The 26,191-nt window shown below is 40.0% G+C and carries 27 protein-coding genes; 4 read left to right on the top strand and 23 right to left on the bottom strand.

Annotation, left to right across the window (positions count from 1 at the left end):
- Window positions 1–36: 36 nt before the first annotated feature.
- The 7 genes from H5S41_RS04575 to H5S41_RS04605 form a co-directional block, all read right to left on the bottom strand.
- Window positions 37–927 carry an alpha/beta hydrolase gene (locus tag H5S41_RS04575; RefSeq protein WP_182602496.1) on the bottom strand — a complete coding sequence of 297 codons (891 nt, stop codon included), beginning with the start codon at window positions 925–927 and terminating at the stop codon, window positions 37–39.
- The gene (locus H5S41_RS04580) at window positions 911–2,227 is read right to left on the bottom strand and encodes a PTS sugar transporter subunit IIC (RefSeq protein ID WP_182602497.1); all 1,317 of its coding nucleotides are present in this window, start codon (window positions 2,225–2,227) and stop codon (window positions 911–913) included. Before H5S41_RS04580 ends, H5S41_RS04575 begins: the two co-directional genes overlap by 17 nt.
- 87 nt (window positions 2,228–2,314) lie before the next feature.
- The gene (locus H5S41_RS04585; protein WP_003665599.1) at window positions 2,315–2,560 is read right to left on the bottom strand and encodes a type B 50S ribosomal protein L31; all 246 of its coding nucleotides are present in this window, start codon (window positions 2,558–2,560) and stop codon (window positions 2,315–2,317) included.
- Window positions 2,561–2,652: 92 nt separating this feature from the next.
- Window positions 2,653–3,930 carry a UDP-N-acetylglucosamine 1-carboxyvinyltransferase gene (gene murA / locus H5S41_RS04590; RefSeq protein WP_182598867.1) on the bottom strand — a complete coding sequence of 426 codons (1,278 nt, stop codon included), beginning with the start codon at window positions 3,928–3,930 and terminating at the stop codon, window positions 2,653–2,655.
- Between the two features lie 268 nt (window positions 3,931–4,198).
- Entirely contained in the window at window positions 4,199–5,803 is a 1,605-nt protein-coding gene (gene pyrG, locus H5S41_RS04595) for a CTP synthase (RefSeq protein ID WP_153710510.1), read from the bottom strand.
- Window positions 5,804–5,969: 166 nt separating this feature from the next.
- Window positions 5,970–6,524 (bottom strand): DNA-directed RNA polymerase subunit delta, encoded by a 555-nt coding sequence (rpoE, locus tag H5S41_RS04600; RefSeq protein ID WP_182598865.1) that lies wholly within the window; start codon window positions 6,522–6,524, stop codon window positions 5,970–5,972.
- Between the two features lie 45 nt (window positions 6,525–6,569).
- Window positions 6,570–6,983, bottom strand: coding sequence for a YwiB family protein (locus H5S41_RS04605; protein WP_231833129.1), 414 nt, complete (start codon window positions 6,981–6,983; stop codon window positions 6,570–6,572).
- Between the two features lie 145 nt (window positions 6,984–7,128).
- Between H5S41_RS04605 and H5S41_RS04610 the strand changes: the two genes are divergently transcribed.
- The 3 genes from H5S41_RS04610 to yidA are packed head-to-tail and all read left to right on the top strand — an operon-like array spanning window position 7,129 to window position 10,143.
- A complete protein-coding gene (locus H5S41_RS04610; protein WP_182602498.1) occupies window positions 7,129–7,953 on the top strand; it encodes a lipoate--protein ligase family protein in 825 nt (274 codons plus the stop codon).
- A gap of 1 nt (window position 7,954) precedes the next feature.
- Window positions 7,955–9,316 (top strand): HD domain-containing protein, encoded by a 1,362-nt coding sequence (locus tag H5S41_RS04615; protein WP_182602499.1) that lies wholly within the window; start codon window positions 7,955–7,957, stop codon window positions 9,314–9,316.
- Window positions 9,317–9,321: 5 nt separating this feature from the next.
- The gene (gene yidA / locus H5S41_RS04620) at window positions 9,322–10,143 is read left to right on the top strand and encodes a sugar-phosphatase (protein ID WP_182602500.1); all 822 of its coding nucleotides are present in this window, start codon (window positions 9,322–9,324) and stop codon (window positions 10,141–10,143) included.
- A gap of 46 nt (window positions 10,144–10,189) precedes the next feature.
- Here the strand turns inward: yidA and H5S41_RS04625 are convergent, their stop codons facing one another.
- The 15 genes from H5S41_RS04625 to H5S41_RS04695 form a co-directional block, all read right to left on the bottom strand.
- Entirely contained in the window at window positions 10,190–11,515 is a 1,326-nt protein-coding gene (locus tag H5S41_RS04625) for a replication-associated recombination protein A (protein ID WP_182602501.1), read from the bottom strand.
- Window positions 11,516–11,602: 87 nt separating this feature from the next.
- The gene (locus H5S41_RS04630; protein ID WP_182602502.1) at window positions 11,603–12,346 is read right to left on the bottom strand and encodes an outer membrane protein assembly factor BamD; all 744 of its coding nucleotides are present in this window, start codon (window positions 12,344–12,346) and stop codon (window positions 11,603–11,605) included.
- A 167-nt stretch (window positions 12,347–12,513) separates the two neighbouring features.
- Window positions 12,514–13,503, bottom strand: a complete 990-nt coding sequence (locus H5S41_RS04635) for a ribose-phosphate diphosphokinase (RefSeq protein WP_153710502.1) — start codon at window positions 13,501–13,503, stop codon at window positions 12,514–12,516.
- 76 nt (window positions 13,504–13,579) lie between these two features.
- Entirely contained in the window at window positions 13,580–14,947 is a 1,368-nt protein-coding gene (gene glmU, locus H5S41_RS04640) for a bifunctional UDP-N-acetylglucosamine diphosphorylase/glucosamine-1-phosphate N-acetyltransferase GlmU (RefSeq protein WP_182602503.1), read from the bottom strand.
- A gap of 3 nt (window positions 14,948–14,950) precedes the next feature.
- On the bottom strand, window positions 14,951–15,796 hold the full coding sequence (gene purR / locus H5S41_RS04645) for a pur operon repressor (RefSeq protein WP_182602504.1): 846 nt from the start codon (window positions 15,794–15,796) through the stop codon (window positions 14,951–14,953).
- Window positions 15,797–15,968: 172 nt separating this feature from the next.
- A complete protein-coding gene (locus H5S41_RS04650) occupies window positions 15,969–16,766 on the bottom strand; it encodes a metal ABC transporter permease (RefSeq protein ID WP_182598856.1) in 798 nt (265 codons plus the stop codon).
- Entirely contained in the window at window positions 16,766–17,437 is a 672-nt protein-coding gene (locus tag H5S41_RS04655) for an ATP-binding cassette domain-containing protein (protein ID WP_182602505.1), read from the bottom strand. The genes H5S41_RS04650 and H5S41_RS04655 overlap by 1 nt, the downstream gene beginning before the upstream one ends.
- A gap of 5 nt (window positions 17,438–17,442) precedes the next feature.
- Window positions 17,443–18,354 carry a metal ABC transporter solute-binding protein, Zn/Mn family gene (locus H5S41_RS04660; RefSeq protein WP_182602506.1) on the bottom strand — a complete coding sequence of 304 codons (912 nt, stop codon included), beginning with the start codon at window positions 18,352–18,354 and terminating at the stop codon, window positions 17,443–17,445.
- A gap of 136 nt (window positions 18,355–18,490) precedes the next feature.
- On the bottom strand, window positions 18,491–19,342 hold the full coding sequence (gene ispE / locus H5S41_RS04665) for a 4-(cytidine 5'-diphospho)-2-C-methyl-D-erythritol kinase (protein ID WP_153710496.1): 852 nt from the start codon (window positions 19,340–19,342) through the stop codon (window positions 18,491–18,493).
- A gap of 155 nt (window positions 19,343–19,497) precedes the next feature.
- Window positions 19,498–19,743, bottom strand: coding sequence for a Veg family protein (locus H5S41_RS04670; RefSeq protein ID WP_182598852.1), 246 nt, complete (start codon window positions 19,741–19,743; stop codon window positions 19,498–19,500).
- A gap of 94 nt (window positions 19,744–19,837) precedes the next feature.
- Window positions 19,838–20,731, bottom strand: a complete 894-nt coding sequence (gene rsmA, locus H5S41_RS04675; protein WP_182602507.1) for a 16S rRNA (adenine(1518)-N(6)/adenine(1519)-N(6))-dimethyltransferase RsmA — start codon at window positions 20,729–20,731, stop codon at window positions 19,838–19,840.
- Complete coding sequence (gene rnmV, locus H5S41_RS04680) at window positions 20,724–21,290, bottom strand: ribonuclease M5 (RefSeq protein WP_182602508.1); 567 nt, start codon at window positions 21,288–21,290, stop codon at window positions 20,724–20,726. Before rnmV ends, rsmA begins: the two co-directional genes overlap by 8 nt.
- Window positions 21,287–22,096: a TatD family hydrolase gene (locus tag H5S41_RS04685; RefSeq protein ID WP_182602518.1), complete on the bottom strand. Its 810-nt coding sequence runs from the start codon at window positions 22,094–22,096 to the stop codon at window positions 21,287–21,289. The genes rnmV and H5S41_RS04685 overlap by 4 nt, the downstream gene beginning before the upstream one ends.
- Window positions 22,093–24,120, bottom strand: coding sequence for a methionine--tRNA ligase (gene metG / locus H5S41_RS04690; RefSeq protein ID WP_182602509.1), 2,028 nt, complete (start codon window positions 24,118–24,120; stop codon window positions 22,093–22,095). Before metG ends, H5S41_RS04685 begins: the two co-directional genes overlap by 4 nt.
- 77 nt (window positions 24,121–24,197) lie before the next feature.
- The gene (locus tag H5S41_RS04695; RefSeq protein ID WP_182602510.1) at window positions 24,198–25,046 is read right to left on the bottom strand and encodes a DUF72 domain-containing protein; all 849 of its coding nucleotides are present in this window, start codon (window positions 25,044–25,046) and stop codon (window positions 24,198–24,200) included.
- Between the two features lie 266 nt (window positions 25,047–25,312).
- Here H5S41_RS04695 and H5S41_RS11935 point away from each other — a divergent pair, with 266 nt between their 5' ends.
- Window positions 25,313–25,438, top strand: coding sequence for a hypothetical protein (locus H5S41_RS11935; RefSeq protein WP_259395076.1), 126 nt, complete (start codon window positions 25,313–25,315; stop codon window positions 25,436–25,438).
- A 54-nt stretch (window positions 25,439–25,492) separates the two neighbouring features.
- Here H5S41_RS11935 and H5S41_RS04700 read toward each other — a convergent pair whose 3' ends face one another.
- Window positions 25,493–26,191: an NAD-dependent protein deacylase gene (locus H5S41_RS04700; RefSeq protein WP_182602511.1), complete on the bottom strand. Its 699-nt coding sequence runs from the start codon at window positions 26,189–26,191 to the stop codon at window positions 25,493–25,495.

Raw genomic sequence — 26,191 nt, forward strand, 5'->3', positions numbered from 1 at the left:
TCACTTTTTATTATGAACATAGTATAACCTGCTTAATTAATTTTGAGTAGCCCCGCGCTTATTTTGCGGATTAGGATTCCCATTATCGTTTGGATCAAGCAGGTATTCTTCAATCAGACGGACAATCTGTTTATTCTGTGGCAAATTTGAGTGCTGAGCATCTTTACCAGTAACAGTCATACTTGTATAGTGCGCAACCTGTTTTTGGTAAATATATTTACCCGCATTCACACTTCCTTCTGGGACCAACCCATCCGAGGTATAAGTTTCCGTGCCTGCAACTGAATAAACTAATAAATTTTTGGGAATTCGGTCCCGGTATTTTACGAAATCAGAGAACATTTGAGTTGGGTGGCTAACAGAAGATTCTGCAAAGTTACATGGCGTCCCTAACGTCATCAGTCTTTTAATCGTAATAGTATCTTGATATTCAGAGTAATAATGCTCTAGCCAATAAGTCCATATCAATCCACCGTTAGAATGACCAAACGCCTTAAAGTTGTTGAAGTTATATTCTTCCGTTAGGCGTTCAAAGACTTGATTAACCATTTTAGCCTGCTTTTTAATATTTTGATAACCATCATGATTATTCTCAAAACCAATAACGATGATCGGTTCGTTATCTCCACGATTGATCCATCCCTGTGAAGTAATCTTACCGTTATTTTTCACTTCCAACCGCAACACGCTATGTTTCTTCGGACTATCTGCATTAATCTTTTGAATCAACGGGTTAAACCGATTTTGCGTGGCCGAACTACCGGGAACCATAATTACCGGTGACATTCTTGAGTTATGCTGGGCGGCTAAGTATTTGTTATTATCCTTCATCCAAATATAAGCTGGAATTGCCATAAGAATTAAAATAGTCATCAAGCTAATTAATACCAGCCGGCTGTGGAGAGTGGTTCTAGCTATTTTTTTCATGACCTGCCACTTCCTGTTCTTCTAATGTTAAACGACGCTCAACTGCCAATGCCATTTTCACAAAAGGAATATACGCAATGATATCTAGCAATAACAAAACCAATGCAAAAATAAGCGTTCCCCAATTACCATTTGTGCCGATGAAGCCCAGCAACGGTCCTGGTGTTCCCTGAAGAACCGGGTAAGGAGTTGAGGGAATTAAGTGAATAGCAATCGCAAAACTAGCAAGCAGGATATTCACAATTGGCAAAAATGTAAATGGGATAAAGAATAAGGGATTAAATACAATCGGCAGCCCAACCATTGTCGCATAATTAAAGTTAAATAGTGTTGGCAAAGCGGTCCAGCGCGCAACCCGATGCATATAAGAACCATTCGACGTCAATAAAATTGCAACAATGAGTGCTAAAATCAGTCCATCTCCACCAAAATTAGCAAATGAATTATAAAGCGAACTTCCTAAATATTTATAAGGAACGTTCCATGGTGTTCCATGCGCTAGTGCATAATTTAAATTAGCGGTAAACGACTCTCCTGACATTAGTGCCATCGAATTATAGGGAACTCCTAGTCCGAGCCAATCCATCGTTGTTATTCCAAGTGATGCTAACAGTGTTAACCATAGCTGCCGGTGTTCTTGCGCAACACCAACTAACGAAGAATAGCTAGTAGACCAGGCATGATAAATTGTATTGAAATTTAAGAAAATTGCGACAGCTACGCCAAATATAACGCTAATTATTATTGGTCCCATCGAACTAAATGCTCGTTCTTGTAATAATGGGAGCGAATTAGTATTTTCTCCATACTTTGGCGGCGTTAATAAGCGGTAAAGCTGCCCAATTCCGTACCCAAGTAGTAAAACTAATAATAGACTATTACCGCTAAGAAGACGTTGGTAAAAATTAAGAGAAAACGATGATGACATCTTTCCATACCGGTACGACATCAGTAAAAGCGTTAAAATTGCCGTGATTCCCGCAAATTTACCATCACGTCGATATAATTTTGCTGTAAACTTGGCTGCCATGTAAGCAGTGTAAACTCCCAAAATACCTAAAGTTAGCTGACCTATACTTGTTAATACAAATTGAATAATTTGCAATACGCTCTGTGGTATCACATCAAGGAAAGCAACATTATAGATAAAGCCATCTGGTTTAAAAACAGTTTTTAAAATCATTTTCGCCATTGTTCCGATAAAAACAATTGGAAAAATCATAATTAGCGTCTGACGAGTTATCCTAACGAAAGAATAATGATGCAGGGCAATTATTCGATTGATTATTTTTTCATGCATAGGTAGACCCCACTTTCGGATACATCATTGAACAAAAAACCCGGGAAGAACTTTCGTTTTTCCCGGGTTTGAATATAAGAAGTTCGATTACTTGAGACCGTACTTCTTGTTGAACTTGTCGACAGCACCGTCGGCTTGAGTAAACTTTTGCTTACCAGTGTAGAATGGGTGTGAGTCAGAAGTAACTTCAACCCGAATTAATGGGTATTCATTACCGTCTTCCCACTTAACAGTTTCACTTGAAGTGGCTGTTGAGCCAGAGAGAAACTTGTAACCAGTAGATGAATCTTCAAAAACTACTGGATGATAATCTGGATGAATTCCTTGTTTCATAATTTATTACGCTCCTTTTGCCATGAATCATTGCCTGAAACATAGATAATCAACTTTAACAGGATACCACGATTTAAAGAACTACGCAACTTCTAACTAATTTTTACTGAAGAATCGTCCTCAATTGAAACATTAGCATGAAGCCGATTAAGCTTCCATACAATCCGGTCGTAACCCCGCAAAATATTTCCGGCATTATTAATTATTGTCTGTCCATCTGCCATTAATCCGGCAATCGTTAAAGCGGCTCCTGCCCGAATCTCACCTGCAGAAACCTCTGCACCATGGAGTTTTTCCGTATGTTGAACAACAATCATCCCATCATGCGCCTCAATCTTCATTCCCATCTTTTGTAATTGGGAAATGTGTTTTACCCGCTTAGGATAAATAGTATCAACAATCGTACTATCACCCTCCGCAAGTGACATCAGCGGAGTTAATGGTTGTTGCAGGTCGGTAGCAAAACCAGGGAACGGCATCGTTTTGACAGTAACTGGGCGCAAGTGCTCAGATTTAGGTACAAAAATCTTATCACTATCGATTTGCAGATCAACACCCATCTCAATCATTTTACTTGTGAATGATTCTAAGTGTTCTGGAATAACATTATGAATCATAATCCCATCACCTAACGCTGCGGCTAATGATAGGTAAGTTCCGGCTTCAATCCGATCTGCAATAATCGTATGGGTATTCATAGACTGCAGGGTCTTTACCCCAGTGATCCGAATAGTATCTGTTCCAGCTCCACGAATTTTCGCACCCATATTATTTAAGAATGTCGCTAAATCAATAATTTCTGGTTCACGAGCTGCGTTTTCAATAATCGTCGTTCCTTCAGCGCGAACGGCTGCCAAAGTAGCATTAATTGTTGCACCAACTGATACCATATCTAAAAAGATCCGTGACCCATGTAAGCCATTCGGTGCATCTAAATGAACAGTACCTTTTTCTTCGCTAACAGTTGCTCCAAGTGCTTTAAATGCTTTTAAGTGTTGGTCAATTGGTCGGGGACCGATATTGTCGCCCCCCGGAAATGTTAATGTCGCGCGATGGAAACGACCTAATAATGCACCCATAAAATAATAGGAAGCTCGAAGACTTTTGATTGCCTTGCTTGGAAGTTCAGCTTCTACGATTTGTGTTGGATCAATATCTAAAACTCCGTGACTAAACTCGGATTTTACATTCATTGACTCCAAAATAATCATCAGATTGTGAACATCCAAGATATCTGGAACCGTGTCAAACTCTACCGGGGTATCTGCAAGAATAGCAGCAGGAATTAATGCAACTGTACTATTTTTTGCACCACCGATCGTGACTTCACCAGAAAGACGGTTTCCTCCTTGAATGATCATTTTCTTCATTTCTGCGTTTCCTCACTTAAAAATTTTAGTCTGTTTTTCATTTAAGCTAAGTTAATGATTATTTCAGTTACAAAACAGTCAACTGTAATGATAATGAAATATCAAACGAATTACAACCTTTTATAAACAATCTTAAAAAAAATCGTAAAGTAACGGCTAAAAATAGCCTCTATAACTTATAAATTTAACAATATTACTAATAAAAAACAAGAGAAGTGACAAGTTTGCCCCCATCTCTTGTATTAATTCTATTATACAATTTTTAAATTTACTTGTCCTCGGCAGCCGCTTTTACAAAGGCAGCAAATAATCCTTCTGGGTGGTTAGGACGTGACTTGAATTCTGGGTGGTATTGAGCAGCCACAAAGAATTTCTTGTCAGGAATTTCAACTACTTCAACCAAATTACGGTCAGGGTTAACACCAGAAATCACCAAGCCATGATTTTCCATTTCTTGACGGTAATCATTGTTAAATTCGTAACGGTGGCGGTGACGTTCACTAATCATTGACTGGTTGCCATAAGCGGCAGCAGCGACTGTCCCTTCCTTAAGCTTGCAAGGATAAGCACCAAGCCGTTGAGTTCCTCCCATATCTTCAACATCTGCTTGATCAGCCATTAAGTCAATAATATTATGCTTTGTATTTGGATCAAATTCAGTTGAGTTAGCATCCTTGTATCCTAATACATCACGAGCAAATTCGATACATGCGGTTTGCATCCCTAAACAAATACCAAGGTACGGAACGTCATTTTCCCGAGCATACTTAATTGCAGTGATCATTCCTTCTACTCCCCGGTTTCCAAAACCACCCGGTACAAGAATACCATCGTAGTCTTTTAAGGTTTCGTCAACATTTTCAGGGGTGATATTTTCCGCATTAAAGTGGTCAATTTTAACCTTCGCATTTACAGGGTACCCGGCATGTCGTAATGATTCATTAACAGAAATATAAGCATCTTGTAAGTCAGTGTACTTACCAACCATCGCAATCTTAACCGTCTTAGTTAAGTCATGTTCGATATGATTTACCATTTCTGTCCATTCTGTCATATCAGCTTGTGGCACATCTAAGCCGAAATGGTCTACTACTAATTGATCCATGCCCTGCTTTTGCAAGTTCAGCGGAATCTCGTAAAGAGTATGAACATCCATCGATTCAACTACTGCTTTAGGATCAACGTCACAGAATAATGCAATCTTTTTCCGCATGTCATCAGTAATCGGCTTTTCTGTCCGTACAACCAAAATATTAGGCTGAATACCCAATCCCCGTAGTTCACGAACACTGTGCTGTGTTGGCTTAGTCTTCATTTCACCAGCAGCACGGAGGTACGGAACTAATGTTGTATGGATATATAAAACATTGTCGCTACCAACTTCTTCTTTCATCTGGCGAATGGCTTCCATAAATGGCTGTGATTCAATATCACCAACGGTCCCACCAATTTCAGTAATCACAACTTCAGCATCAGTACTTTCTCCCGCGCGCTTGATCTTATCCTTAATTGCGTTAGTAATGTGCGGAATAACTTGTACTGTTCCGCCGAGGTAATCCCCACGGCGTTCTTTACGAAGAACTTCAGAGTAGATTTTACCCGTTGTAACATTTGAATACTTATTTAGATCATTATCGATAAAACGTTCATAGTGACCGAGGTCCAAATCAGTTTCAGTACCATCGTCAGTTACAAAAACTTCACCGTGCTGGTATGGACTCATCGTACCGGGATCAACATTAATGTAAGGGTCAAACTTTTGGATTGCAATCTTTAAGCCCCGATTTTTCAATAATCGACCTAAAGAGGCAGCAACGATTCCCTTTCCTAATGATGATACAACTCCACCGGTTACAAAAATGTATTTCGTCATTGTCGTCTACTCCTTTTTTAATTTGCGGGTGTGATAATAGAAAAAACTCCCTATTTCAAATGAAACAGGGAGCTTACTTATCTACGAACTTATTGGCCTGTCATTACAGGCGCCCAAGAAAGATAATACAGGGTCAATGATCAATAGTCAAGCATAAACTTGAAAATTATTCATCATCCTCGTCATCGTCTTCCTCATCATGCAATTCTGACAGTTGGCCTTCGATACCATCATCAAGATCATCATCATCGTCACTGAAATCATCAGTGTCATCATCATAATCTTCATCAGAATCGCTATCGTCATCGTCGTCAAGATCCTCGTCTTCAGGATCATCGTTATCGTAGTCAATTACATCGTCATCATCATCGGTGTCTGCGAGGAAGGCATTAACTTTACGACGCTTCTTCTTTGGACGGTCATCCTCTTCTTCTTCGTTTTCACCAACAGTGGCTTCATCGATAGATTCGAATGGGTACCAAGCACGCAGACCCCAGGTGTTGTCACCAAGGGAAATAAAACTGCCATCAACATTTAAGTCAGTATAGAACTGTGCAAGACGCTCACGAATTTCCTCATCGCTCTTACCCAGATATTGCTGAACCTCGTTGGTCAAGTCAACAAACGCCATCGCTTCCCCATGGTGAGCTAAAATAGCGTGTGCGACCTCAATCATTGAAAGTTCTGATTTGTCCTGACCGTCAAAAACCTTTAAATCCAAATTGGTGCACATCCCTTCAAAAAGTCTAAACTACATCATACAATATTAAGCCGTAAATTGCAATTCTAGTTGGTAACTTCCAATTAATTGTCCTGCTTGCTTTAACTGATACTTCACAGATGCATGACCAGCAGGCGCATCAATATCAACGGCTTTTTCTAAGCTTTCAGTTAACACATCGATATTAATCATGCCATATTCTGTCCGGTATCGCATGATAGTCTCTTGATGCGGATCCAAGAACAAATTCGTTTCAACATTGCCCCGTCTGCGTAACCGAATTAATTCATCTTCAAATTTAACTTGTACAGGAGTCTCTTGTCCGTCCTGGTGTTCAATGTAACGTAAATAATACTTACCGTTCATTTCAACAAACGTGCCTTCCTCGGTGAAGGTAAAGTCCTCTTGCTGGCCGCCTTGATTAATTGTTGTTGATAACTTTACATGGACAGGAATCACTTTCTTAATAGTAATTTCCTCCCTTCATCTTTATTTATCGTCATTATTATACTCTTTTTATCGATAAATACCCCGTCAAACGCCCATGTTCTTCTTAGTTCTTGTATAATATTAATGTATTATTCCAAAGAAAAGAAGAAGTATTATGTCGAATTTTAACAAGCAACCTTTTCAACAATTTATCCAACCACTACCACCCGCTGATAATTTATCGTCTTTCATCTATACAAATGCGTTGCTTCAATCAGCCAATCAGCTTGCACATCCCCTGCTCCATTTTTGGACGCTTCAAGATACTGTTATTCTCGGATTAAAAGATCAACGGTTACCACATCTTTCTTCGGCTCTTCGCCTGCTTAATCATCGCGGTTACCATTATTTCATGCGTAACTCTGGCGGATTGGCCGTTGTTAGTGACGATGGGATCTTGAACCTGTCTATTTTCTATCCGTGGCATCTTGAGGATCACGAATTGACGATCGACGAAGCATACCAAAACATGGTCGACCTTATTAAGGCAGCTTTTCCGACTTTATCAGTTGCTACCGGCGAGATTACCCACTCTTATTGTCCCGGCAGCTTTGATATTAGCGTTAATGGTCAAAAAATCGGGGGCATTTCGCAGCGCCGTAATAAGTTAGGCGTTGTCGTAATGCTTTACCTTAGCGTTTGTGGAAATCAACAGGATCGCGGAATACTTATTCGTGACTTTTACGATGAGGGGTTGCAGCAAGAATCAAATAAGTGGCATTTTCCTGATGTTTGGCCGGGTGCGATGACAACAGTCGCTAAAATCACGGATACTCCTTTAACTGTTAGCGACGCAATTAAAAAAATTCAAGCAGCTGCTAACATTAGTGACTCAACTAGTCTTAATAGCATTATGTGGTCACCCGATTTCATAACTCTCCTAGATAAAGAACTTACCAGCATGATCAAACTACAAGAACGCCTAAAGAAAGAAGATTAACATGAACCATTTTTATGACGAAAAACTCCGCCGAGAAAAGGTCTTTCGGGACCCGATTCATGGACAAATCATTGTTGACAACCAGATAATCATGGATTTAATCAATACCCCTGAATTTCAACGCTTACGCCGGATCAAGCAATTAGGGACATCATCTTTTACTTTCCATGGTGCTGAGCATTCTCGCTTCGGGCACTGCCTTGGTGTTTATGAAATTACCAGACAAATGTGCAATTATTTTCAGCGCAACTACCCCAGTAAATCTGCAGGAGATGGTCTGTGGAATGATGAAGAACGTCCTGTTGCTCTATGTGCCGCCCTTCTCCACGATTTAGGACACGGTCCGTATTCGCATACTTTTGAACATATTTTCCATACTAATCACGAACAAATTACCCGGCAATTAATCACAGATAGTAGTACAAATATTAATAAGATTTTACGGCGTGTTTCTCCTGACTTCCCGCACCAAGTTGCCAGCGTTATCGATCATACTTACCATAACCCGCAAGTCGTTCAAATGATCTCAAGCCAAGTTGACGCCGACCGGATGGATTATTTACAGCGCGACGCATACTACACCGGCACTAATTACGGTAAGTTTGACCTTGACCGCGTACTTCACGTTATGCGGCCAGTAAAGGGCGGGATTGCATTTGAAATTTCCGGAATGCATGCCGTTGAAGACTATATTATTAGCCGGTTGCAGATGTACCTGCAAGTCTACTTTCATCCTGTTTCCCGTTCGATGGAAGTAATATTGGATCACCTGCTTATGCGGGCAAAATACATTTACCAGCATCCGAATGATTTTGAGCCGGACTTTACCCCTCATATGCTAATGCCGTTCTTTAACAATCATTTTAATCTTAATGATTACTTAGCCTTAGATGATGGGGTTCTAACAACTTACTTCATTCATTGGACCCATTCACGAGACGATATTTTAAGTGACCTAGCCAGCCGTTTCCTTAATCGCCGACCGTTTAAGTCAGTAATTTATGACAAAAATACCCAAGAACTTTTACCGATCCTGCGCAATTTAATTCAAACAGCTGGTTTTAATAGTCAATATTATACCGCGGTTAACGATAGCTTTAAGCTGCCCTATGACACTTATCATCCCCAAGATTCAAATGCCCAAACACAAATTGAACTTCTCCAGCCAAACGGTGACTTTATCGAGTTATCTCAGGTTAGTACCCTTGTAGCAAGCGTTTCTGGCCGAGAAGCAGGTGACCAGCGCTTCTTTTTCCCGAAAGAGATGCTTGAATCCCGAGACAATATCGAAATTTTTGAGCCAATCTATGAAGAATTTCAAAGTTATATTAAAAATAACCATATTATCAAACCAAAGGAGTAATCATAATGGGAATTAAATTAGTTGCAATTGACATCGATGGAACATTAATTAACGATCAACGTGAAATCACTGCTAAAACAGTTACCGCGATCAAGAAAGCAAGTGCAGCAGGCGTTAAGATTGTCTTATGCACAGGACGTCCAATGACCGGTGTTAAAGCTTATCTTGATCAATTAGAGCTGAATGACTCCGATGATGAATTTGTCATTAGCTTTAACGGGGCATTAGCACAATCGACCAGTGAAAATGTACTGGTAAATTACACAATGTCCTTCGACGATTACGCTGACTGGCAAACCTATTGTCTTAAAGAAGGCGTTAAATCACAGATTGAGACTCGTGATTATATTTACACAATCAATCGTGATCTTAGTCCCTATACTGTTTACGAATCAGATCTTGTTAGTATGCCAATTCGTTACCGTACTTTTGAAGAACTGGCTAGGATGCAAGACCAGTATGTAATCGCCAAAGCAATGATGGTCGACACAAAAGAGAACATTGATAAGGCTTGGCAAGACCTGCCAGCATCGATGAGTGATCGTTTTTCGATTGTGCGGAGCGAAGATTTCTATCTGGAATTTATGAATAAGCAAGCTAGTAAAGGAAATGCGCTTCAGTTACTCAGCAAAGAATTGGGAATCAAGCGTGAAGAAGTGATGGCATTAGGAAATGCACAAAATGATGATTCAATGATCGAATTTGCTGGGCTAGGCGTAGCAATGGGTAATTCAATTCCAGGCACATTAAAGATTGCTGACGTAACAACCACCGATAATAACCATGATGGGGTTGGAAACGCAATTGAAAAATATGTATTAAACTAAAATAACGGTGATTGGCACCTAGTTTACAGCTAGGGCAATCACCGTTTTATTTATCATGTTTTTGGTGCCATTCGTTTATCTGGTCCATTCGCGCTTGAAATCGTGGTTCTCTCCCCTGATTACTAGGGTGATAGAATGTTTGACCAGCTAATTCTGGCGGCATTGTTTTCATCGTTGTTAATTTGTCCTTAGTATCATGGGCATATTGGTAATTTTTACCGTAATTTAAGTCCTTCATTAACTTAGTGGGTGCATTCCGAATCGTCAACGGCACTGGTAAATTTCCGGTTTTCTTTATTGCACGATGAGCTTTTTGCCGCGCAACATAGGCTGCATTAGATTTTGGCGCAAGCGACAAATAAATTACACATTCTGTAAGGTGGACATCACATTCAGGCATTCCCAGAAATTGACAGGCTTCAAAGGCATTAATTGCTACTTGGAGAGCGTTAGTATCTGCTAGTCCGATATCCTCACTGGCAAAACGAACCAGCCGCCGCGCAATGTACAACGGATCTTCACCCCCGTCAAGCATTCGCGAGCACCAATAAACAGCGGCATCGACATCACTATTACGCATCGACTTATGGAGGGCTGAGATTATATTATAGTGTTCTTCACCCTTCTTATCGTAACGTAGCGATTTTGTATTGATCAGCTGCTTGAGAATTGCCATTGTTAATTCCACATGATGACCGTCTCGTTCACCATTTAAGACTGCCATTTCAAGGGTATTAAGAGCAATTCGCGCGTCCCCATTAGCAAATTGGGCAATGAGGTTAAGCACCCCATCTTCACATTTAATCGTTAAATCGGGAAAACCTTGCGGGTGAGTTAGTGCTCGTTGTAATACCTTTTCAATGTCAGCGGTAGTAAGAGCCTTGAGGACGAAAACCCGACAACGACTAAGGAGAGCCGCGTTAATCTCAAAGGAGGGATTTTCAGTTGTTGCCCCGATCAAGATGATACTTCCACGCTCCACAAACGGAAGGAACGCATCTTGTTGAGCTTTATTAAAACGGTGAATTTCATCAATAAAACAAACCGTCCGCTCACCATATTCCCGATTTTGCTCGGCTTCTTCCATGATCTTCCGAATATCCCTAATGCTGCTGGTCACGGCACTAAAGGTTATAAAGTGCGATTTCGTCTGCTTAGCAATAATTTCAGCAAGCGTAGTTTTCCCTACTCCCGGCGGTCCCCAGAAAATCAGCGATGATAATTGATCATTGGTAATAATCTCGCGTAAAATCTTATCTTTACCGAGCAGATGCTGTTGACCAACAAATTCATCAATATTAGTCGGCCGCACCCGATTAGCCAAGGGCGTATTTTTATCACCATCCTGATTAAATAATGACTCTTGATACACGGCTAATCCCCCTTTCCTATAACCAAAAAACAAGAGATCGGCTCATACTGAACCACATCTCTTATTTCTCATATCCTATATTTTGATTTATGCAATCTTAGTAACTGCACCAGTTTGGCTATTGTATTGGTAGATACCAATTAAGTTAGCAACGGTGTTATCACTATTATTTTGCCGAACTTCAAACTTGTAAACATTACCAGTCTTACCAGTAGGCATGATTTGGTAACCTTGCGAACCGCTAAAGCCCATCTTGTTAGCAAACTGCTGAACAACGTCAGAACTTGTAGCGTCTGCCGCTGCTTGGTTAGCCACTGCAGATTGTTGACCGTTACTCTTAGTTGTTGAACTATTAGCATTGCTATTTGACTTAGCAGAAGCTGTCGTTGCAGATTGGGACTTAGCACTGTTTGAACCTTGTGCAGAGCTTACCTTATCTTGTAAGTCGGCATAAGCATTGCGCATTGCAGTACTGGTTGACTTTTGCGACTTCAAATTACTCTTGGCGCTGTCATAATCACCATTTTCATATGCTTTTTGAGCATCCATGTAGCTTTGTAAGTCATCAGCAAGTGCTTCCGTTTGTGCATTATGATCATTTAGCTTATTTAACTGTTCATATGCCCCTTCATAATCATGGTTCTGGATAAGCTTATTAGCTGTACGATAAGCCTTTGAAGCTTTACTTTCGGAAGAACGGACAGACGATGCGCTGGAAGAGCTTGTATCGCTACTTGAAGCAGATTGCTTACCACAACCAGCTAAGGCAAAGATAGTAGCCACTGCAGCTGTTCCAACCATTGCTTTTTTGAAAAACTTAATTGTTGTCATTTTTCTCCTCCTTATTTCACATCGTATTATAACATGAATTACAATTTGCTGTTTAGCTTTCAATAATCTTTAGTTTCTTTTAATAATGCAACAATATGCAAATGAGGCTTCAGAGCTCGACCTTACCGAACACTGAAGCCTGCTTGAATGTTTCTTTTTAAAAACTATTAATTCTTCTCTAACTGTGCACTTTGAAATACTTGCTTAAAGAGCGGACTAACCGGACGATTTTCGTTGATCCGCTTAATAGCATCTCCAATTAACGGAGCCACTGATACCTGCTTGATCTTATCAATTTGTTTTTCTTTTGGTAATTGAATTGAGTCGGTAACCACAACTTCTTTAAGCGGTGATTCCTTTAACCGTTCGATTGCTGGACCAGATAAAACAGCGTGAGTACATGATGCGTACACTTCTTCAGCACCGGCATCCATTAGCGCTTTGGAACCAAGACTAATCGTACCTGCCGTATCAATCATATCATCAATCATGATACATTTTTTGCCCTTAACATTACCAATAATGTTCATGATTTGAGCAACATTAGCACGCGGACGGCGCTTATCAATGATTGCGATTGGTGACTTCAAAAATTCAGCAAGTGCCCGTGCCCGTGTCACTCCACCATGGTCTGGTGAAATAACAACCGCATTTTCAGCAACTCCCTGATTAATAAAGTATTCGGCTAATAACGGTGCGCCCATTAAGTGGTCAACAGGAATATCAAAGAACCCTTGGATTTGTGCCGCATGAAGGTCAAGTGCAATAATCCGGTCAACTCCAGAATTTTGCAACATGTTGGCAACTAATTTAGCAGTGATTGGTTCACGACTCCGCGCTTTCCGGTCTTGACGAGCGTAGCCATAGTATGGCATAACCACGTTAATCGTTTTTGCACTAGCACGACGAAGCGCATCAACCATAATTAACAATTCCATCAAGTTATCATTAACCGGTGCAGAGGTTGATTGGATAACATAAACATTATCTCCTCGTACACTTTCTTCAATGTTAATTTGAATTTCACCATCACTAAAACGACTAACAGATAATTTTCCTAAATCCACGCCGACATGCTTAGCAATCTTTTCTGCTAAGGGACGGTTTGAATTTAACGCAAAGATTTTTAAATTTTGATCAAAATATTGCTGTGTCATTAGGTCCTCCGCTGGATTAATAAAAGTTATACTACCTACCACTTACATAATATAAATTAGTGGGGCAAAAAGCAAGTTACCACGGTAGCTTCTTAGCATAATTTTCTTTATTAACCTGCCGTGCCCGGGCAATTGCCATGTCGTACTGTTCTGTACTATCCGTAATTGTTGATCCGGCAGCAACGAATGAATCCTTAGCAATATTTACGGGGGCAACTAAATTACTATTGCTGCCAATGAAAGCATGGTCGCCGACATTGGTATGATGCTTGTTTGTTCCGTCATAATTAACAAAAACAACCCCGCAGCCAACATTGATGTTCTTACCAAGCGTTGCATCCCCGATATAAGTTAAATGACCAACTTTAGTACCTTCACCGATATAAGCCTTCTTAATCTCACAGAAGTTACCGATATGAACATTTTCACCGATTTCTGCTTTAGGACGCAAGTGGCTATTAGGGCCAATATCACTTCCATTATGCATTTCTGCTTCTTGAAGAGTTGATGAAATAATCTTAACCCCATCATGAATCTTAGAATCAATAATTCGTGATCCGGCACCAATATAGCAATCATCGCCAATTTCAGTATGACCCTTAATGACAACTCCGCCTTCGATAACAGTATCACGGCCAATTTTAACGTCTGCATCAATATAAGTTGTTTCAGGATCAATCATTGAAACCCCTTCACGCATCCAGTGAGTATTAATCCGTTTACGCATCACCTTATTAGCACGGGCAAGGGCAACCCGGTCATTAACACCCATTGATTCGTCAAAGTCCGCCATTTTGTATGCTGTTACAATCTCATTTTCTTGTTTCAAAATGCCAATGACATCGGTCAGGTAATACTCGCCTTGCGCATTATCATTGTTTATCTTGCTAAGGGCTGCAAATAGTTTCTTATTGTCAAAGCAATAAACACCAGTGTTAATTTCCTTAATTGCTTGTTCTTGAACTGTTGCGTCCTTTTGTTCAACAATCCGTTCAACAATTCCAACATCATTCCGAACAATGCGGCCATAGCCTGTTGGATCAGGAGCAACGGAAGTCAAGATTGTAACAGCAGCATGACGTTGTTCATGGTATTCAAATAACTTCTCAAATGTTTCTGCCGTAAACAATGGGGTATCTCCGCTAACAATGATCGTTTCGCCGTCTTTATCAGCAAGCAAATCCTTAGTCTGCATAACTGCATGACCAGTTCCTAATTGTTGTTCTTGGAGGGCATATTTTGTACGGTGTCCTAACTGTTGTTCAACTGTCTCGGCTCCATAACCAACAATCGTAATAATGTTATCGATTTTAGCCTTTTCCAATTGGGTTAAAACATGTTCAACCATTGTTTTCCCGCATACTTGATGTAAAACTTTGTAGAGCTTTGACCGCATCCGTGTCCCTTTACCAGCAGCTAAAATAATTGCATTTCTTTTTGTCATTTTTTAATTCTCCGCTTTCTTACCAAATACATTTTCCATGAAGCTTCCCGCCTGAGCTGTAATTTTTTTATCAGCTCCGTCTTTAGTTTCTACTTTGATTAATGATGTACAGTCATCAACAAGGCGTTGACCATTAACCGGCCGCCCTTCTGCAAAGACAGTAATACCAACAAGATTAGCATCAAACTCCTTGATTAAGGACTTCATCCCGTTAATCGTACCGCCGCCCTTCATGAAATCATCGACAACTAAGACATTGGCCCCAGCTGATAGCGTCCGCCGTGATAATTCCATTTTCTTTATCCGTTGTACAGATCCTGAAACGTAATTGACGCTCACTGTCGGTCCTTCAGTGATATGTGAACTGTTGCGGACAATTACAAACGGCTTGTTCATATACATTGCAACACTCTGGGCAATTGGAATACCTTTAGTCTCAACGGTCATAATAACATCAATATCAGTATCAACGTATTGAGTAGCGATTAATTTACCAATCTGGCGTAACACTTCTGGTTGGCCAATTAAATCAGATAAGTAGACATACCCACCAGGAAGCAGCCGCGAATCATCATTAACCCTTTCTACAAGGCTATCGATTGCCACACTAGCATTTTCCTCTGAATAAAATGGGGTTAAGATTGCACCGCCGCTTGCTCCCGGAATTGTCTCTAAGCGTCCCTGTCCCCATGTTTGGAAGGTATGCTTAACAATTCCCAAATCTTCACTGATTGATGACTTAGCTGAGTCATAACGTTCGCCAAAAAACTTCAATGATACCAATGATCGTGGATGATCAAGGAGATAGCGCGTCATATCAACCAGTCGATTGCTACGTCTAATTTTCATCTTTTTTCTCTGCCTTTCAAAAAGGATTAATTATCATCGATTTTACCATAAAATGTTCGGCTTTCAGGCATTAAATTTAAGTTTAAAGTAAAAAATCTGTAATCAGCCAAAGACAAGCTAATCACAGATCGTTTTTAATTTAACAATTCATTGTCTTAGCACAGCCTATCTACTAGTTAGCTTCAACAAATTTGCCATAAGTTATCGCTGTCACATAAATAATAACTTCAATCACTGCAATAAAGAAGCTCACCGGCCAATCTGTTAAGTATCCTAAGAATAAGCCAAGCCAAGTGCCCAGCAAGGCAAAAAGAATCGCCAAAACAATCATTTTAGCCACACCATGAGTGAAATATTTTGCACTCGCTGCTGGTAAGGTCAGTAAAATAAATATTAAAAGAGACCCAACAATTTGCGCGGCAACACTAACGCTTAGTGCCAAAAGCAATAGGAAAATTACTGAAATAACCGTCCCATTTATTCCGCTAACTCGTGCGCCAATCACATCAAACGAATCAAACTTTAGCCGACGATACATTAACAGCAATACTATTAAAACAAGGATTGACAGGTAAACTAATTGCCATACTTCATTAAGGCTAATGCCTACAACACTACCAAACAAAATACTTGTTGCCGAACTTGCCGACTGACTGCTTAAAGATAGGAACAGTATCCCCATTCCGATAAAAAGAGCAGAAACGGCACTAATTACTGCTTCTCGGCGTGATTCTTTAATGCTCATTTGACCTACAATGACTGAGCTAAGCATCGTGAAGAGGATCATTCCATTTAATGCCGACCAACCAGCAAAAACAGCAAACGCGCCCCCTGCAAAACCGATTTCTGATAGTGTGTGAGTTAAAAATGATAGATTACGTGCAACGACAAAAACACCAATGATTCCACTAATGACAGCAATAAAAGTACTAGCGACAAAAGCATGCCGCATAAAGCTTAATGTTAACATTATTTAATGCCCCCTTTTACTGGGCTAGGTAGTTCATTGATTGGACCAGTTGAATAAGAACCCGGTGTCATATACAAAAAACGTGTCCCGTATTGTTCTGCTAAGTCCCAATCATGCGTAATAAACATTACACTTAAGCCGTTTTGCTGGAAACGAGTCACTAGGTCTAATAATTCATACTTCATTTCATTATCCAAACTAGCGGTCGATTCATCAAGAATTAATAAGTTAGGATTAGGTAACAATGCTTGTGCAAGATAAGCTCGCTGCTTTTCTCCTCCTGACGCCAAACCTAATGGACGTTCAGCAATCGTTACCAGGTTATTTTCCCGGACCATCCGTTCAACGCGATCACGTTCCTTTTTAGTCAACCATGGCAAAAGTCGTGGCTTAGTATTTAATGCAATAAAATCACGAATTGAGAGCGGGTATTCCTCATCAATATTACGAAATTGCGGAACGTACCCGATCTTGGTACTTTCTGGAATGTTAATCATCCCGCTTTTCGGTTTTAAGAAGCCGAGCATTGAACGGACAAGCGTTGTTTTCCCAACACCATTTTCACCAACAACGACTAAAAAATCGCCCTCATTAATTGTGAAACTTAAGTGATCAATCACAGTATGGCTACCATATGCAACTGTTAAATCGTCAACTGATACAACTGCCATTCTTTTTAATTCTCCTTCTGCTGAATATCAGCTAATGCACGATACTGCTTTAGCATCCATTGCATGTAGTTTTCCCCATTTGGTTTTGTTTCCGTGACCTTTAACACTGGGACGTTATGTTCATGCGCCAATTTAACCAAATTATCAACTACCTTATCACTTGTCTGGGAATTATCAACAAAGAAAGCAATCCGATGGTTAATGATTGCTTGTTGAATCTCATCAATGTCCTTTGGTGAAGGATCATTACCATCTTCAACCGCCTTTTCAAAATGTTTGTCCATAATCTGATACCCAGCATTTTCAAGAGCATAATCAAAGACTGGCTCACTGACTGCTACCTGGTTATTATTGGGATTTACCTGGCGCTTAACTTTTGCAATTTCCTGATCAAGCGGTTTCAGGGAGGCCAAATATTTCTTAGCATTAGTACGATACTCGTTTGCGTGTTTCGGATCAATCTTACCATACTGGGTTGCAAGATCGTTCGCTAGTTTCTTAACTGTTGATGGTTCATACCAAATATGTTCATTATCGCCATCTTTTTTTCCGTTTAAGGATGCAACATTAATAACCTTAATTTTATTATGATTATCACTAGATTTTACTAATTTATTTACCCAACTATCATAGCCCAGACCATTTTCGATTACGACATTAGCTTTTGCAACTTGTTGGGCTTGCTTCGTGCTAGGCTGATAATCATGCGGATCGACTGAGGCATTATCGATAAATGAAGTAACCTTACCATTGTCACCGGCGACTTGTTGGGCCACCTCACCATAAAAGTTTAATCCTGTCACTACCCTGATCGGTTTTTGATTCTTTCCCATTGTTTTCCACGGAACAAGGGCTAATCCTAGAACAACTAACAGCAGGATAACAATACTACTAACACCCAAAATATATTTTTTCATTATTTTCCCTTTCTTTAATCGTAATGATTACTATTTATAACAATGAATATAATATCGAATTTTATATAAGATTGCAACTGTAAAAAAGACAAGGCGTGAAAGAATGTCACTTCCTAACCTTGTCCTCATTTCATAATTAAAGTAAGTTTACAACATGAACATCACGGCAAAAACCGCGAATGCCATTTTGAATCCGTTTCGCCCGTGACTCCGTGTGGCATATTGCAAAAACTGTTGGTCCTGTCCCGCTCATTTGGGCAACATCTGCTCCCAAATCTTTCATCTTATTTTTTAAACGCCCGATTTCCGGATAATACTTCATCGTCAATGGCTCTAAGACATTCCCCATATACTTAGTAGCCTCAAGCCAATTTTGTTCTTTTAAGTTTTTTATTAACGCATCATTATTTAGATGTGCTAGTTTTTCATAGTTAATTTGGCGTAAAATCTGCGGTGTAGAGACACTGATCTTTTGTTTGGCAATAACGGCCCAATAATGTGGTTGCGGCGGTAACAGCTCAATCTGTTCACCGTGGCCTGTTACACGTGCTAGCTTATTATATACACAGTAAGGAACATCAGAATCAATGGTTAGCGCGATTTGGGCCAATTCAGCTAAGCTCAGTCCCAGGCGCCAAATATTGTTTAACGCTCTTAAAACCGCTGCCGCATCAGATGATCCTCCTCCAAGTCCGGCCGCAACCGGGATCTGCTTTTTTATCCTAATCGTTACCCCATCTTTGCGGTGAAACCGACTACGAAGAATATGGGCTGCCTGATATGCTAAATTACGCTGGTCATTAGGCAAAAATCCGCTATTGGTATAGACCTTGATTGTTGCAGGTCGCCGGTGAGTCTCAACAGTTATATAATCCGCCAGGTCTGCCGAAACCATTACCATATCCCACTGTGGAGAGCCATCAAAATACCGCATCGGTGTGTCTAAACTTAAATTTAATTTTGCAGGTGCTTTCTCCGTAACTATCATCCGGCAACCCTCCTTATCGAAATAATTAATTAAGTAAATTATACTAACGGAACTATAATCCATGCAACTACTGATTCTCCCTTATAAAAAGCAAAAAGATTGCTGAAAAGTCCTCGCCTTTTCAACAATCTTTTAATATTAGCTAAAAGCTTAATTTATTCTGCTTCTTCATCGAATGCAATAGAAATATTTCTTGTTAATAAATCTGTGTAACTATATGAAACCCGATCCAGCATCCCTTGGTCATCATTTAAATGAACAACAAATACTGCCGGGTAAGTTTTACTTAGAATACCGTGATGGGTGGTAATACGTTTACGTCCAGCTTGTGCTTTAACTAAAACATGTTCGCCAATCCGCTCATCTAGCTTTTTCTTAATTTCTACAATGCTATCAGGCACGACTCCTTCACCTCACTGTAGAACAGTATACACTTATTTGCAATAAAAAGCAAAATTATACCACATTGATTTATTTAGGTCAACCACCTTTTTTCTATAATAAATCCTGTTGGTGAAGGGCGTTAGCAAGAAACACGAACTGTTCTAGTGTTAGTTTTTCTGGACGAATCTGAGGAGATATTTCCAGATTATTCAAGACGCCTAGCATCTTCTCTTTTACTACTGGCTCCTTGCCAATTACACTTTGAAGGTTATTCCATAAACTTTTACGACGGTGAGCAAAACAGCCCCGAATAAAGCCAAATAATTTTTGCTTATCAAAAGGCTGGACAGGAAGCGGATCGGTCCGTGGTGTTAAAACAACAATCGCCGAGTCAACATTTGGTGACGGAACAAAGACTTTTCTTGAAACATCAAACGCAATTTTAGCCTGCATCTGGTATTCAATCGCTAACGTCAATGCCCCATATTGCTTAGTGCCAGGTTTGGCTGTCAGCCGTTGAGCAACCTCTTTTTGCATCATTACACAAATCGTAGCCCAGTTAACCGGACTAGCTAGCAAGTTCATTAAAATTGGACTCGTAATATAGTATGGAAGGTTTGCCACCACTTTAATCGGACGGGTTGGGTCTTTGAATTCCTGCTTAATTAATTCAGGAAGGTTTGCCTGTAAAACATCCTGATTAATTACCTTTACATTATCATACGGTGACAGCACTTCTTTTAAGACGGGGATTAAGTCTTGGTCAATTTCTAATGCCAAAACCTCTCCGGCAGACTGGGCTAACTGTTCTGTCAACGCCCCAATTCCAGGTCCGATTTCAATTACATTATCATTAGAAGTAATATCAGCAGCCTCAACAATATTTTTCAAAACATTTAAATCAGTAAGGAAATTCTGGCCGAAGCTTTTTTTTGTACGAACCCCGTACTTTTCCATTATTGCCCGAGTTCGTGTTCGACTGCCAATTTCTGGTGAATTACTCATGATCTTCCTCCTGATCTATTTGTTGGATTGCTTGTTCAAATGCTGAGCGGTCAATTTGAAACATATTCAGCCGATGAACTAGCTGTTTTCCGTTTCCATAACCGATTCCTAACAGCTGGCCCAATTTTTCTCGACGTTTTCGCGAATCAGGCTGCCCGGTTAAACCAGCCTCTTGAAGATCCAAATGATTAAAAAGCTGTTGTGGATTTGTTGTTTGCGTATAAAGATGTTCTAATGATGCCTTGATAACTGCTGGTGTTGCGTGTTCGACCCCTAAGCTGCCATGAGCTTCAGTCGGAACACCATCTTTACGCTTAATAAAAGCGTGTTTAACTCCTGGAATAGCTTCACTAATAATTTTCCTAATCCGTTCTCCGTTGAAGTCTGGGTCAGTAAAAACAATTAAGCCTCGACTATCCTGCAATTTCTTTAATTTCTCAATATCAGCTGCTGATATCGCTGAACCGTTTGTCTCATAAGTGTCAGCATCAACCGCTTTTAAGATTTGTTTAGTATCATCCTTACCTTCGACAACAATAACTTCTTTTATTCTAATCATAGGCCTCTTTCTTCATTTTCTAAAAATAACTGTCGAGCATTTTCAAAGGTTTTGTATGCTACCTTCCCCGCATCAAGCTGCTTTAACTGCGCAATCGCATCCACAGTAAATTTAGTAAATCCAGGTTCATTTTGCTTACCACGGTATGGAAGCGGGGTTAAATAGGGAGCATCCGTTTCAACCATCATTTTCTCTAATGGAACCGCCAAGGCAGCTTCGTGTACTTCTGTCGCATTTTTAAAACTTACTACCCCGCTAAAAGAAATCATCATTCCAAGGTTCATAAACTTCTCTGCCCATTCGGCGGACCCATTAAAGCTATGCATAACACCGCCAAATTTGTCAACATGAGCATTACGTAGAATTTCATAGGTATCGGCTAACGCATCGCGGCAATGAATAGAAACCGGTAATTTAAGTTTCCATGCCCACTCAAGCTGCTCAGCAAAAATTTCTTGTTGGCGCTGATGCGGAGAATACTCATCATTATAATAATCTAAGCCGATTTCGCCAATACCGACAACCAGCGGGTCTAACAACTGCTGCTGCAATTCTTTCTTCGTTTCATCATTCCAGCTAGCAATATCTTCTGGGTGCCAGCCAATGATGGGGTGAAGCTGGGAGTACTGATGTCCCAATTTAAGGGCGCGGGCATTCAAAACTTTATTTGAACCAACAATATTCATCTCGGTAACCCCGTAATGAGCTGCCCGATTAATAAAAGCAGGAACATCATCGTAAAATACATCGTCATTTAAATGAGTGTGCGAATCATAAACCTGTTGTTGGTGTTGTTTTTTCACTATTCAACGCCCATTCCCGGTACTAAGTTGTCTGGAACAGTTACCACTTGAACGTTGCCATCCTTTTCAGCAGATAGGAGCATTCCTTGACTTAATTCTCCCCGCATCTTCCGTGGCTTTAAGTTAGCAACGATCAAAACCTTCTTGCCAACTAAAACGGAAGGATCTGGATACCATTTAGCAATTCCAGAAAGAATTTGGCGGCCCTCTTCTGTTCCATCATCCATTTGGAATTTAAGAAGCTTATCAGCACCTTCCACATGACCGGCAGCAGTAATCTGCGCAACCTTCAATTCAACCTTATCAAAGACATCAATGCGAATCTGCTTTTTTCCATCCGTCTTCTCTTCTTGAGCAGTTTCTTGTGCCTTTTCTTTTGCTTCAGCCATTGCTTTTCTTCCTTTCTTCTTTTCGTTTGCAGTCATTTTACCCTTAATAAATTCAACTTCTGATTTTACATCTAAACGTGGGAAAATCGGTGTTCCTTTTGCTACAACCTGGGCTTCTGCTGGGAAATCGTTAAATTGAAGGTCAACTAATGACAAGTCAGTACCTTCAATGCCGAGCTGTTGAGTAATTTGGTGCGGTGCATTAGGCATAATTGGCTGAATTAAAGCAGCAATTACACGCAAACTCTTGGCAAGATGCGTCATTACATCAGATAACGTTTCCTTTTTGCTATCATCTTTTGCCAGTACCCACGGTTCAGTTTCATCAATGTACTTATTAGCACGGCTTACTAACTTCCAGATAGCAGCTAATGCTTCCGCAAAACGCGTCTTATCCATTAATTCCTTGTATTCGACAATTACATCACTAGCAGTTTGTTCTAGATCAGCATCGAAATCAGTAGTTGCCGCATTGTTACCAACTAATTTACCGTCTTGATATTTATTAATCATTGCGACAGTCCGATTAAGCAGGTTACCAAGGTCATTGGCAAGGTCATAATTTACCTTATCAACAAAATCTTCTGGGCTGAAGACTCCATCATTACCAAATGGCATTGCCCGCAATAAGTAGTAACGAGTAGCATCAAGTCCATAGCGATCAACCAATGTCTCAGGGTAAATAACATTCCCCTTTGACTTGGACATCTTACCATCACGCATCGTTAACCAACCGTGTCCAATAACATGCTTTGGCAACGGTAGGCCGAGCGCATGAAGCATAATTGGCCAGTAAATTGTGTGGAAACGGACAATCTCCTTACCAACCATATGAACATCAGCAGGCCAGTATTTCTTAAAGAGGCGATCATCATCGCTTCCATATCCAAGCGCAGTAATATAGTTTGATAATGCATCAATCCATACGTACACCACGTGCTTCGGATCACTTGGAACCTTAACTCCCCAATTAAACGAAGTCCGAGTAACGGCAAGATCTTCAAGTCCCGGCTTGAGGAAGTTATTAATCATCTCATTCATCCGTGACTGTGGTTCAATAAAGTCTGGATGTTCTTTGTAATAGTCCATGAGCCAATCAGCATACTTGCTCATCTTAAAGAAGTATGATTCTTCTTCTACTAATTGAACTTCATGACCTGACGGAGCTTTCCCACCAATTACATTACCGTTGTCGTCACGATAAACTTCAGCTAATTGGCTTTCCGTAAAGTACTCTTCATCGTCAACCGAATACCAACCAGTGTACTTGCCCTTGTAAATATCCCCTTGGTCAAGTAACTGTTGAAAAATCTTTTGAACTGCTTTTTCATGGTAATCGTCAGTCGTCCGAATAAACTTGTCATTGGTAATTTCAAGTTTTTTCCACAATTCCTTAATTTGTGCCGCCATTTGGTCAACATATTCTTGTGGCTTCATACCGAGTTTTTCAGCTTTTTGTTCAATTTTAAGCCCGTGTTCGTCGGTTCCTGTTAAGTAGAAAACATCATAACCCATCAACCGCTTAAAACGTGCTTCTGCATCACACGCAATTGTGGTATATGAATTACCAATATGCAGCTTACCAGATGGATAGTAAATTGGTGTTGTAATGTAATAAGTTGGTTTTTGTTCAGCCATATGAGGCCCCTCTTTCTAAGATATTACTAATTAAGATTTAACATTTAGTATAGCATTTTATTAGGACTTGCTCCATCCTAAAACAAATCAAGCTGTTCTGGTGATTTTGGCGCTAGTCCTTCAAATTTAACATTCATCATTTTTTGAAGGCTCAGGGCATTCGGTGCAGCATCTTTAGCTGAGTTATTATTAAAAATAATACAAAGTTCTTTGGGTTGCGGCTGTAAGGATTTAATTTGCTGCTCAAAAAAGCCGAGTTCTTCTGAAGAATACCGGTACAGGGTGCGCGTCTTTCGCCACTCTTTCCCCTGATTTTCCCAGCCTTTACGATTACGACCGTGAAGCCGTAACATCGCTAAATCGGGATTTGTTGTTGCAAGGACAAATGGTACGGACGTTGGCGTATTATGCGGCTCGTCTGCTGCTACTAAGGTAAAGTTAAGCTCCTGACAAAAGTCCAAAACAGAAGGTAAAATTTCCTTTTTATACCAGGTCTGATTACGGAATTCAACCGCAATTGGTAAGTTCCCTAGCCATTCCCGAATTAACCGCAAATATGAAAAGTCACGGACAGTTGCATCAAAGTACGGCGGAAATTGAAATAAAATTGTCTTTAACTGACCAGTCGCTACTAAAGGCGCAATCGTTCGCCGATATTGTTGAAATACCTGTTCTAATTCGCCACGTTCTTGGTTACGCTGGTGTAGTGTCATCCTTTGGTTAGCTTTAATTATGAATTGAAAATGCGGCGGAACTGTGGCCAGCCAATTTTGAATTGTTGATACTTGAGGCAATGCATAGAAAAAAGTATCAACTTCAACAACCGGAAAGTATTGGGCATATTCATCAAGTCGCACAGGACGCTGTTCATTATGAATGAGCACCGGGTGTTCAGTCCAAGTCGTCATCCCCATCGTTATTTTCATTGCTATTCCTCTTTTCAAAACTAAGAAATATTCATTGAATTACTTAGCAAATTCTTATACATTCAAAAATAAATTTATATACATTCTCGGGCGGCCGAAATCCTAGTTTTATCACTTTTATTCATTTCCGCTCTAAAGTACGAACAGATTATGCATTATTTACCGCTTTTAAAATGAAAGCGTTTCTCATACTTGTTAAATTTCCTAGGAAAAGGACCTAAAACATGCTATCTTACAGTTGAACAATATGAAAGGAGCGATCAAAAATGCTACTAAAGAATAAAGGTATTCGTCACATTTTTTATCAAGAAAAGGATGCTACTAAAAAGAAGGAAGCAGGTTTAGTAGCACTCCCATTCAAAGTTGATGGGAAGGTCGTTTTCTTTGAATAAATTCAGCAAAAAGAAGCTGTTAATTGTCGCAACAGACAATAGCAGCTTCTCTTTTTATACTTTTAATTCTTCAAAGAATTTAGTTGCATCAGCTTGGACCATCTGAAATTCAAACGGGAACTGTAACAATTGCTGGTTAATCGCAATTACCTTTGCATCCGAATTACGGTAATCAAGCAGCCCTGCAAATGGGTAAACTTTCATTGAAGTTCCCACAATTACTACTAGATCAGCCTGCTGCATTGCATTAACGGAATTAATAATATTTTCTTGTTTTATTCCTTCATCATATAAGACAACATCCGGACGTAACGGGCCATTATCCTTTTGATGCAACCGGCTCTTTAAATAATCACTAATCGGAACCGTCTCATGACATTTTTCGCAGTAAACATGGAATAAATTACCATGAAAGTCGATCAGGTGTTTAGTCCCTGCTTCTTCATATAAATTATCAATATTTTGGGTAATAACAACTGCGCGGTCTTGCTGCGTTAATGCCGCTTGCTTTTGATGAATTATATTTGGCTTTGCGTCAGGAAAATATAAGTTCTTTTTACAAAATTCATAGAAGCCGTCTGGATCACTAACAAAGTAACGATGACTTAAATAATATTCAGCATTTCTATTCTGAGTATATAGACCATTCGCAGAACGAAAATCAGGAATCCCAGATGCCGTTGAAACGCCTGCTCCTGTTAAGAAAACTATCTTTTTTGCATCATCAAATGTTTTCTGAATTGCTGCATCCAT

The sequence above is a fragment of the Limosilactobacillus albertensis genome (assembly GCF_014145555.1).
Classification (GTDB): Bacteria; Bacillota; Bacilli; order Lactobacillales; family Lactobacillaceae; genus Limosilactobacillus; species Limosilactobacillus albertensis.

What these genes read in the sequence shown, in the direction of transcription:
- metG (WP_182602509.1), bottom strand. Translation starts at nt 24,120, where the DNA reads ATGGCTGAACAAAAACCAACTTATTACATTACAACACCAATTTACTAT.
- rsmA (WP_182602507.1), bottom strand. Translation starts at nt 20,731, where the DNA reads ATGAGTAATTCACCAGAAATTGGCAGTCGAACACGAACTCGGGCAATA.
- H5S41_RS04655 (WP_182602505.1), bottom strand. Translation starts at nt 17,437, where the DNA reads ATGGCAGTTGTATCAGTTGACGATTTAACAGTTGCATATGGTAGCCAT.
- H5S41_RS04610 (WP_182602498.1), top strand. Translation starts at nt 7,129, where the DNA reads ATGTCGAATTTTAACAAGCAACCTTTTCAACAATTTATCCAACCACTA.
- pyrG (WP_153710510.1), bottom strand. Translation starts at nt 5,803, where the DNA reads ATGACGAAATACATTTTTGTAACCGGTGGAGTTGTATCATCATTAGGA.
- H5S41_RS04630 (WP_182602502.1), bottom strand. Translation starts at nt 12,346, where the DNA reads ATGACAACAATTAAGTTTTTCAAAAAAGCAATGGTTGGAACAGCTGCA.
- H5S41_RS04660 (WP_182602506.1), bottom strand. Translation starts at nt 18,354, where the DNA reads ATGAAAAAATATATTTTGGGTGTTAGTAGTATTGTTATCCTGCTGTTA.
- glmU (WP_182602503.1), bottom strand. Translation starts at nt 14,947, where the DNA reads ATGACAAAAAGAAATGCAATTATTTTAGCTGCTGGTAAAGGGACACGG.
- ispE (WP_153710496.1), bottom strand. Translation starts at nt 19,342, where the DNA reads ATGATAGTTACGGAGAAAGCACCTGCAAAATTAAATTTAAGTTTAGAC.
- yidA (WP_182602500.1), top strand. Translation starts at nt 9,322, where the DNA reads ATGGGAATTAAATTAGTTGCAATTGACATCGATGGAACATTAATTAAC.
- H5S41_RS04695 (WP_182602510.1), bottom strand. Translation starts at nt 25,046, where the DNA reads ATGAAAATAACGATGGGGATGACGACTTGGACTGAACACCCGGTGCTC.
- H5S41_RS04615 (WP_182602499.1), top strand. Translation starts at nt 7,955, where the DNA reads ATGAACCATTTTTATGACGAAAAACTCCGCCGAGAAAAGGTCTTTCGG.
- purR (WP_182602504.1), bottom strand. Translation starts at nt 15,796, where the DNA reads ATGAAAATTAGACGTAGCAATCGACTGGTTGATATGACGCGCTATCTC.
- murA (WP_182598867.1), bottom strand. Translation starts at nt 3,930, where the DNA reads ATGAAGAAAATGATCATTCAAGGAGGAAACCGTCTTTCTGGTGAAGTC.
- H5S41_RS04575 (WP_182602496.1), bottom strand. Translation starts at nt 927, where the DNA reads ATGAAAAAAATAGCTAGAACCACTCTCCACAGCCGGCTGGTATTAATT.
- rnmV (WP_182602508.1), bottom strand. Translation starts at nt 21,290, where the DNA reads ATGATTAGAATAAAAGAAGTTATTGTTGTCGAAGGTAAGGATGATACT.
- H5S41_RS04650 (WP_182598856.1), bottom strand. Translation starts at nt 16,766, where the DNA reads ATGTTAACATTAAGCTTTATGCGGCATGCTTTTGTCGCTAGTACTTTT.
- H5S41_RS11935 (WP_259395076.1), top strand. Translation starts at nt 25,313, where the DNA reads ATGCTACTAAAGAATAAAGGTATTCGTCACATTTTTTATCAAGAAAAG.
- H5S41_RS04585 (WP_003665599.1), bottom strand. Translation starts at nt 2,560, where the DNA reads ATGAAACAAGGAATTCATCCAGATTATCATCCAGTAGTTTTTGAAGAT.
- H5S41_RS04635 (WP_153710502.1), bottom strand. Translation starts at nt 13,503, where the DNA reads ATGACACAGCAATATTTTGATCAAAATTTAAAAATCTTTGCGTTAAAT.
- H5S41_RS04580 (WP_182602497.1), bottom strand. Translation starts at nt 2,227, where the DNA reads ATGCATGAAAAAATAATCAATCGAATAATTGCCCTGCATCATTATTCT.
- H5S41_RS04700 (WP_182602511.1), bottom strand. Translation starts at nt 26,191, where the DNA reads ATGGATGCAGCAATTCAGAAAACATTTGATGATGCAAAAAAGATAGTT.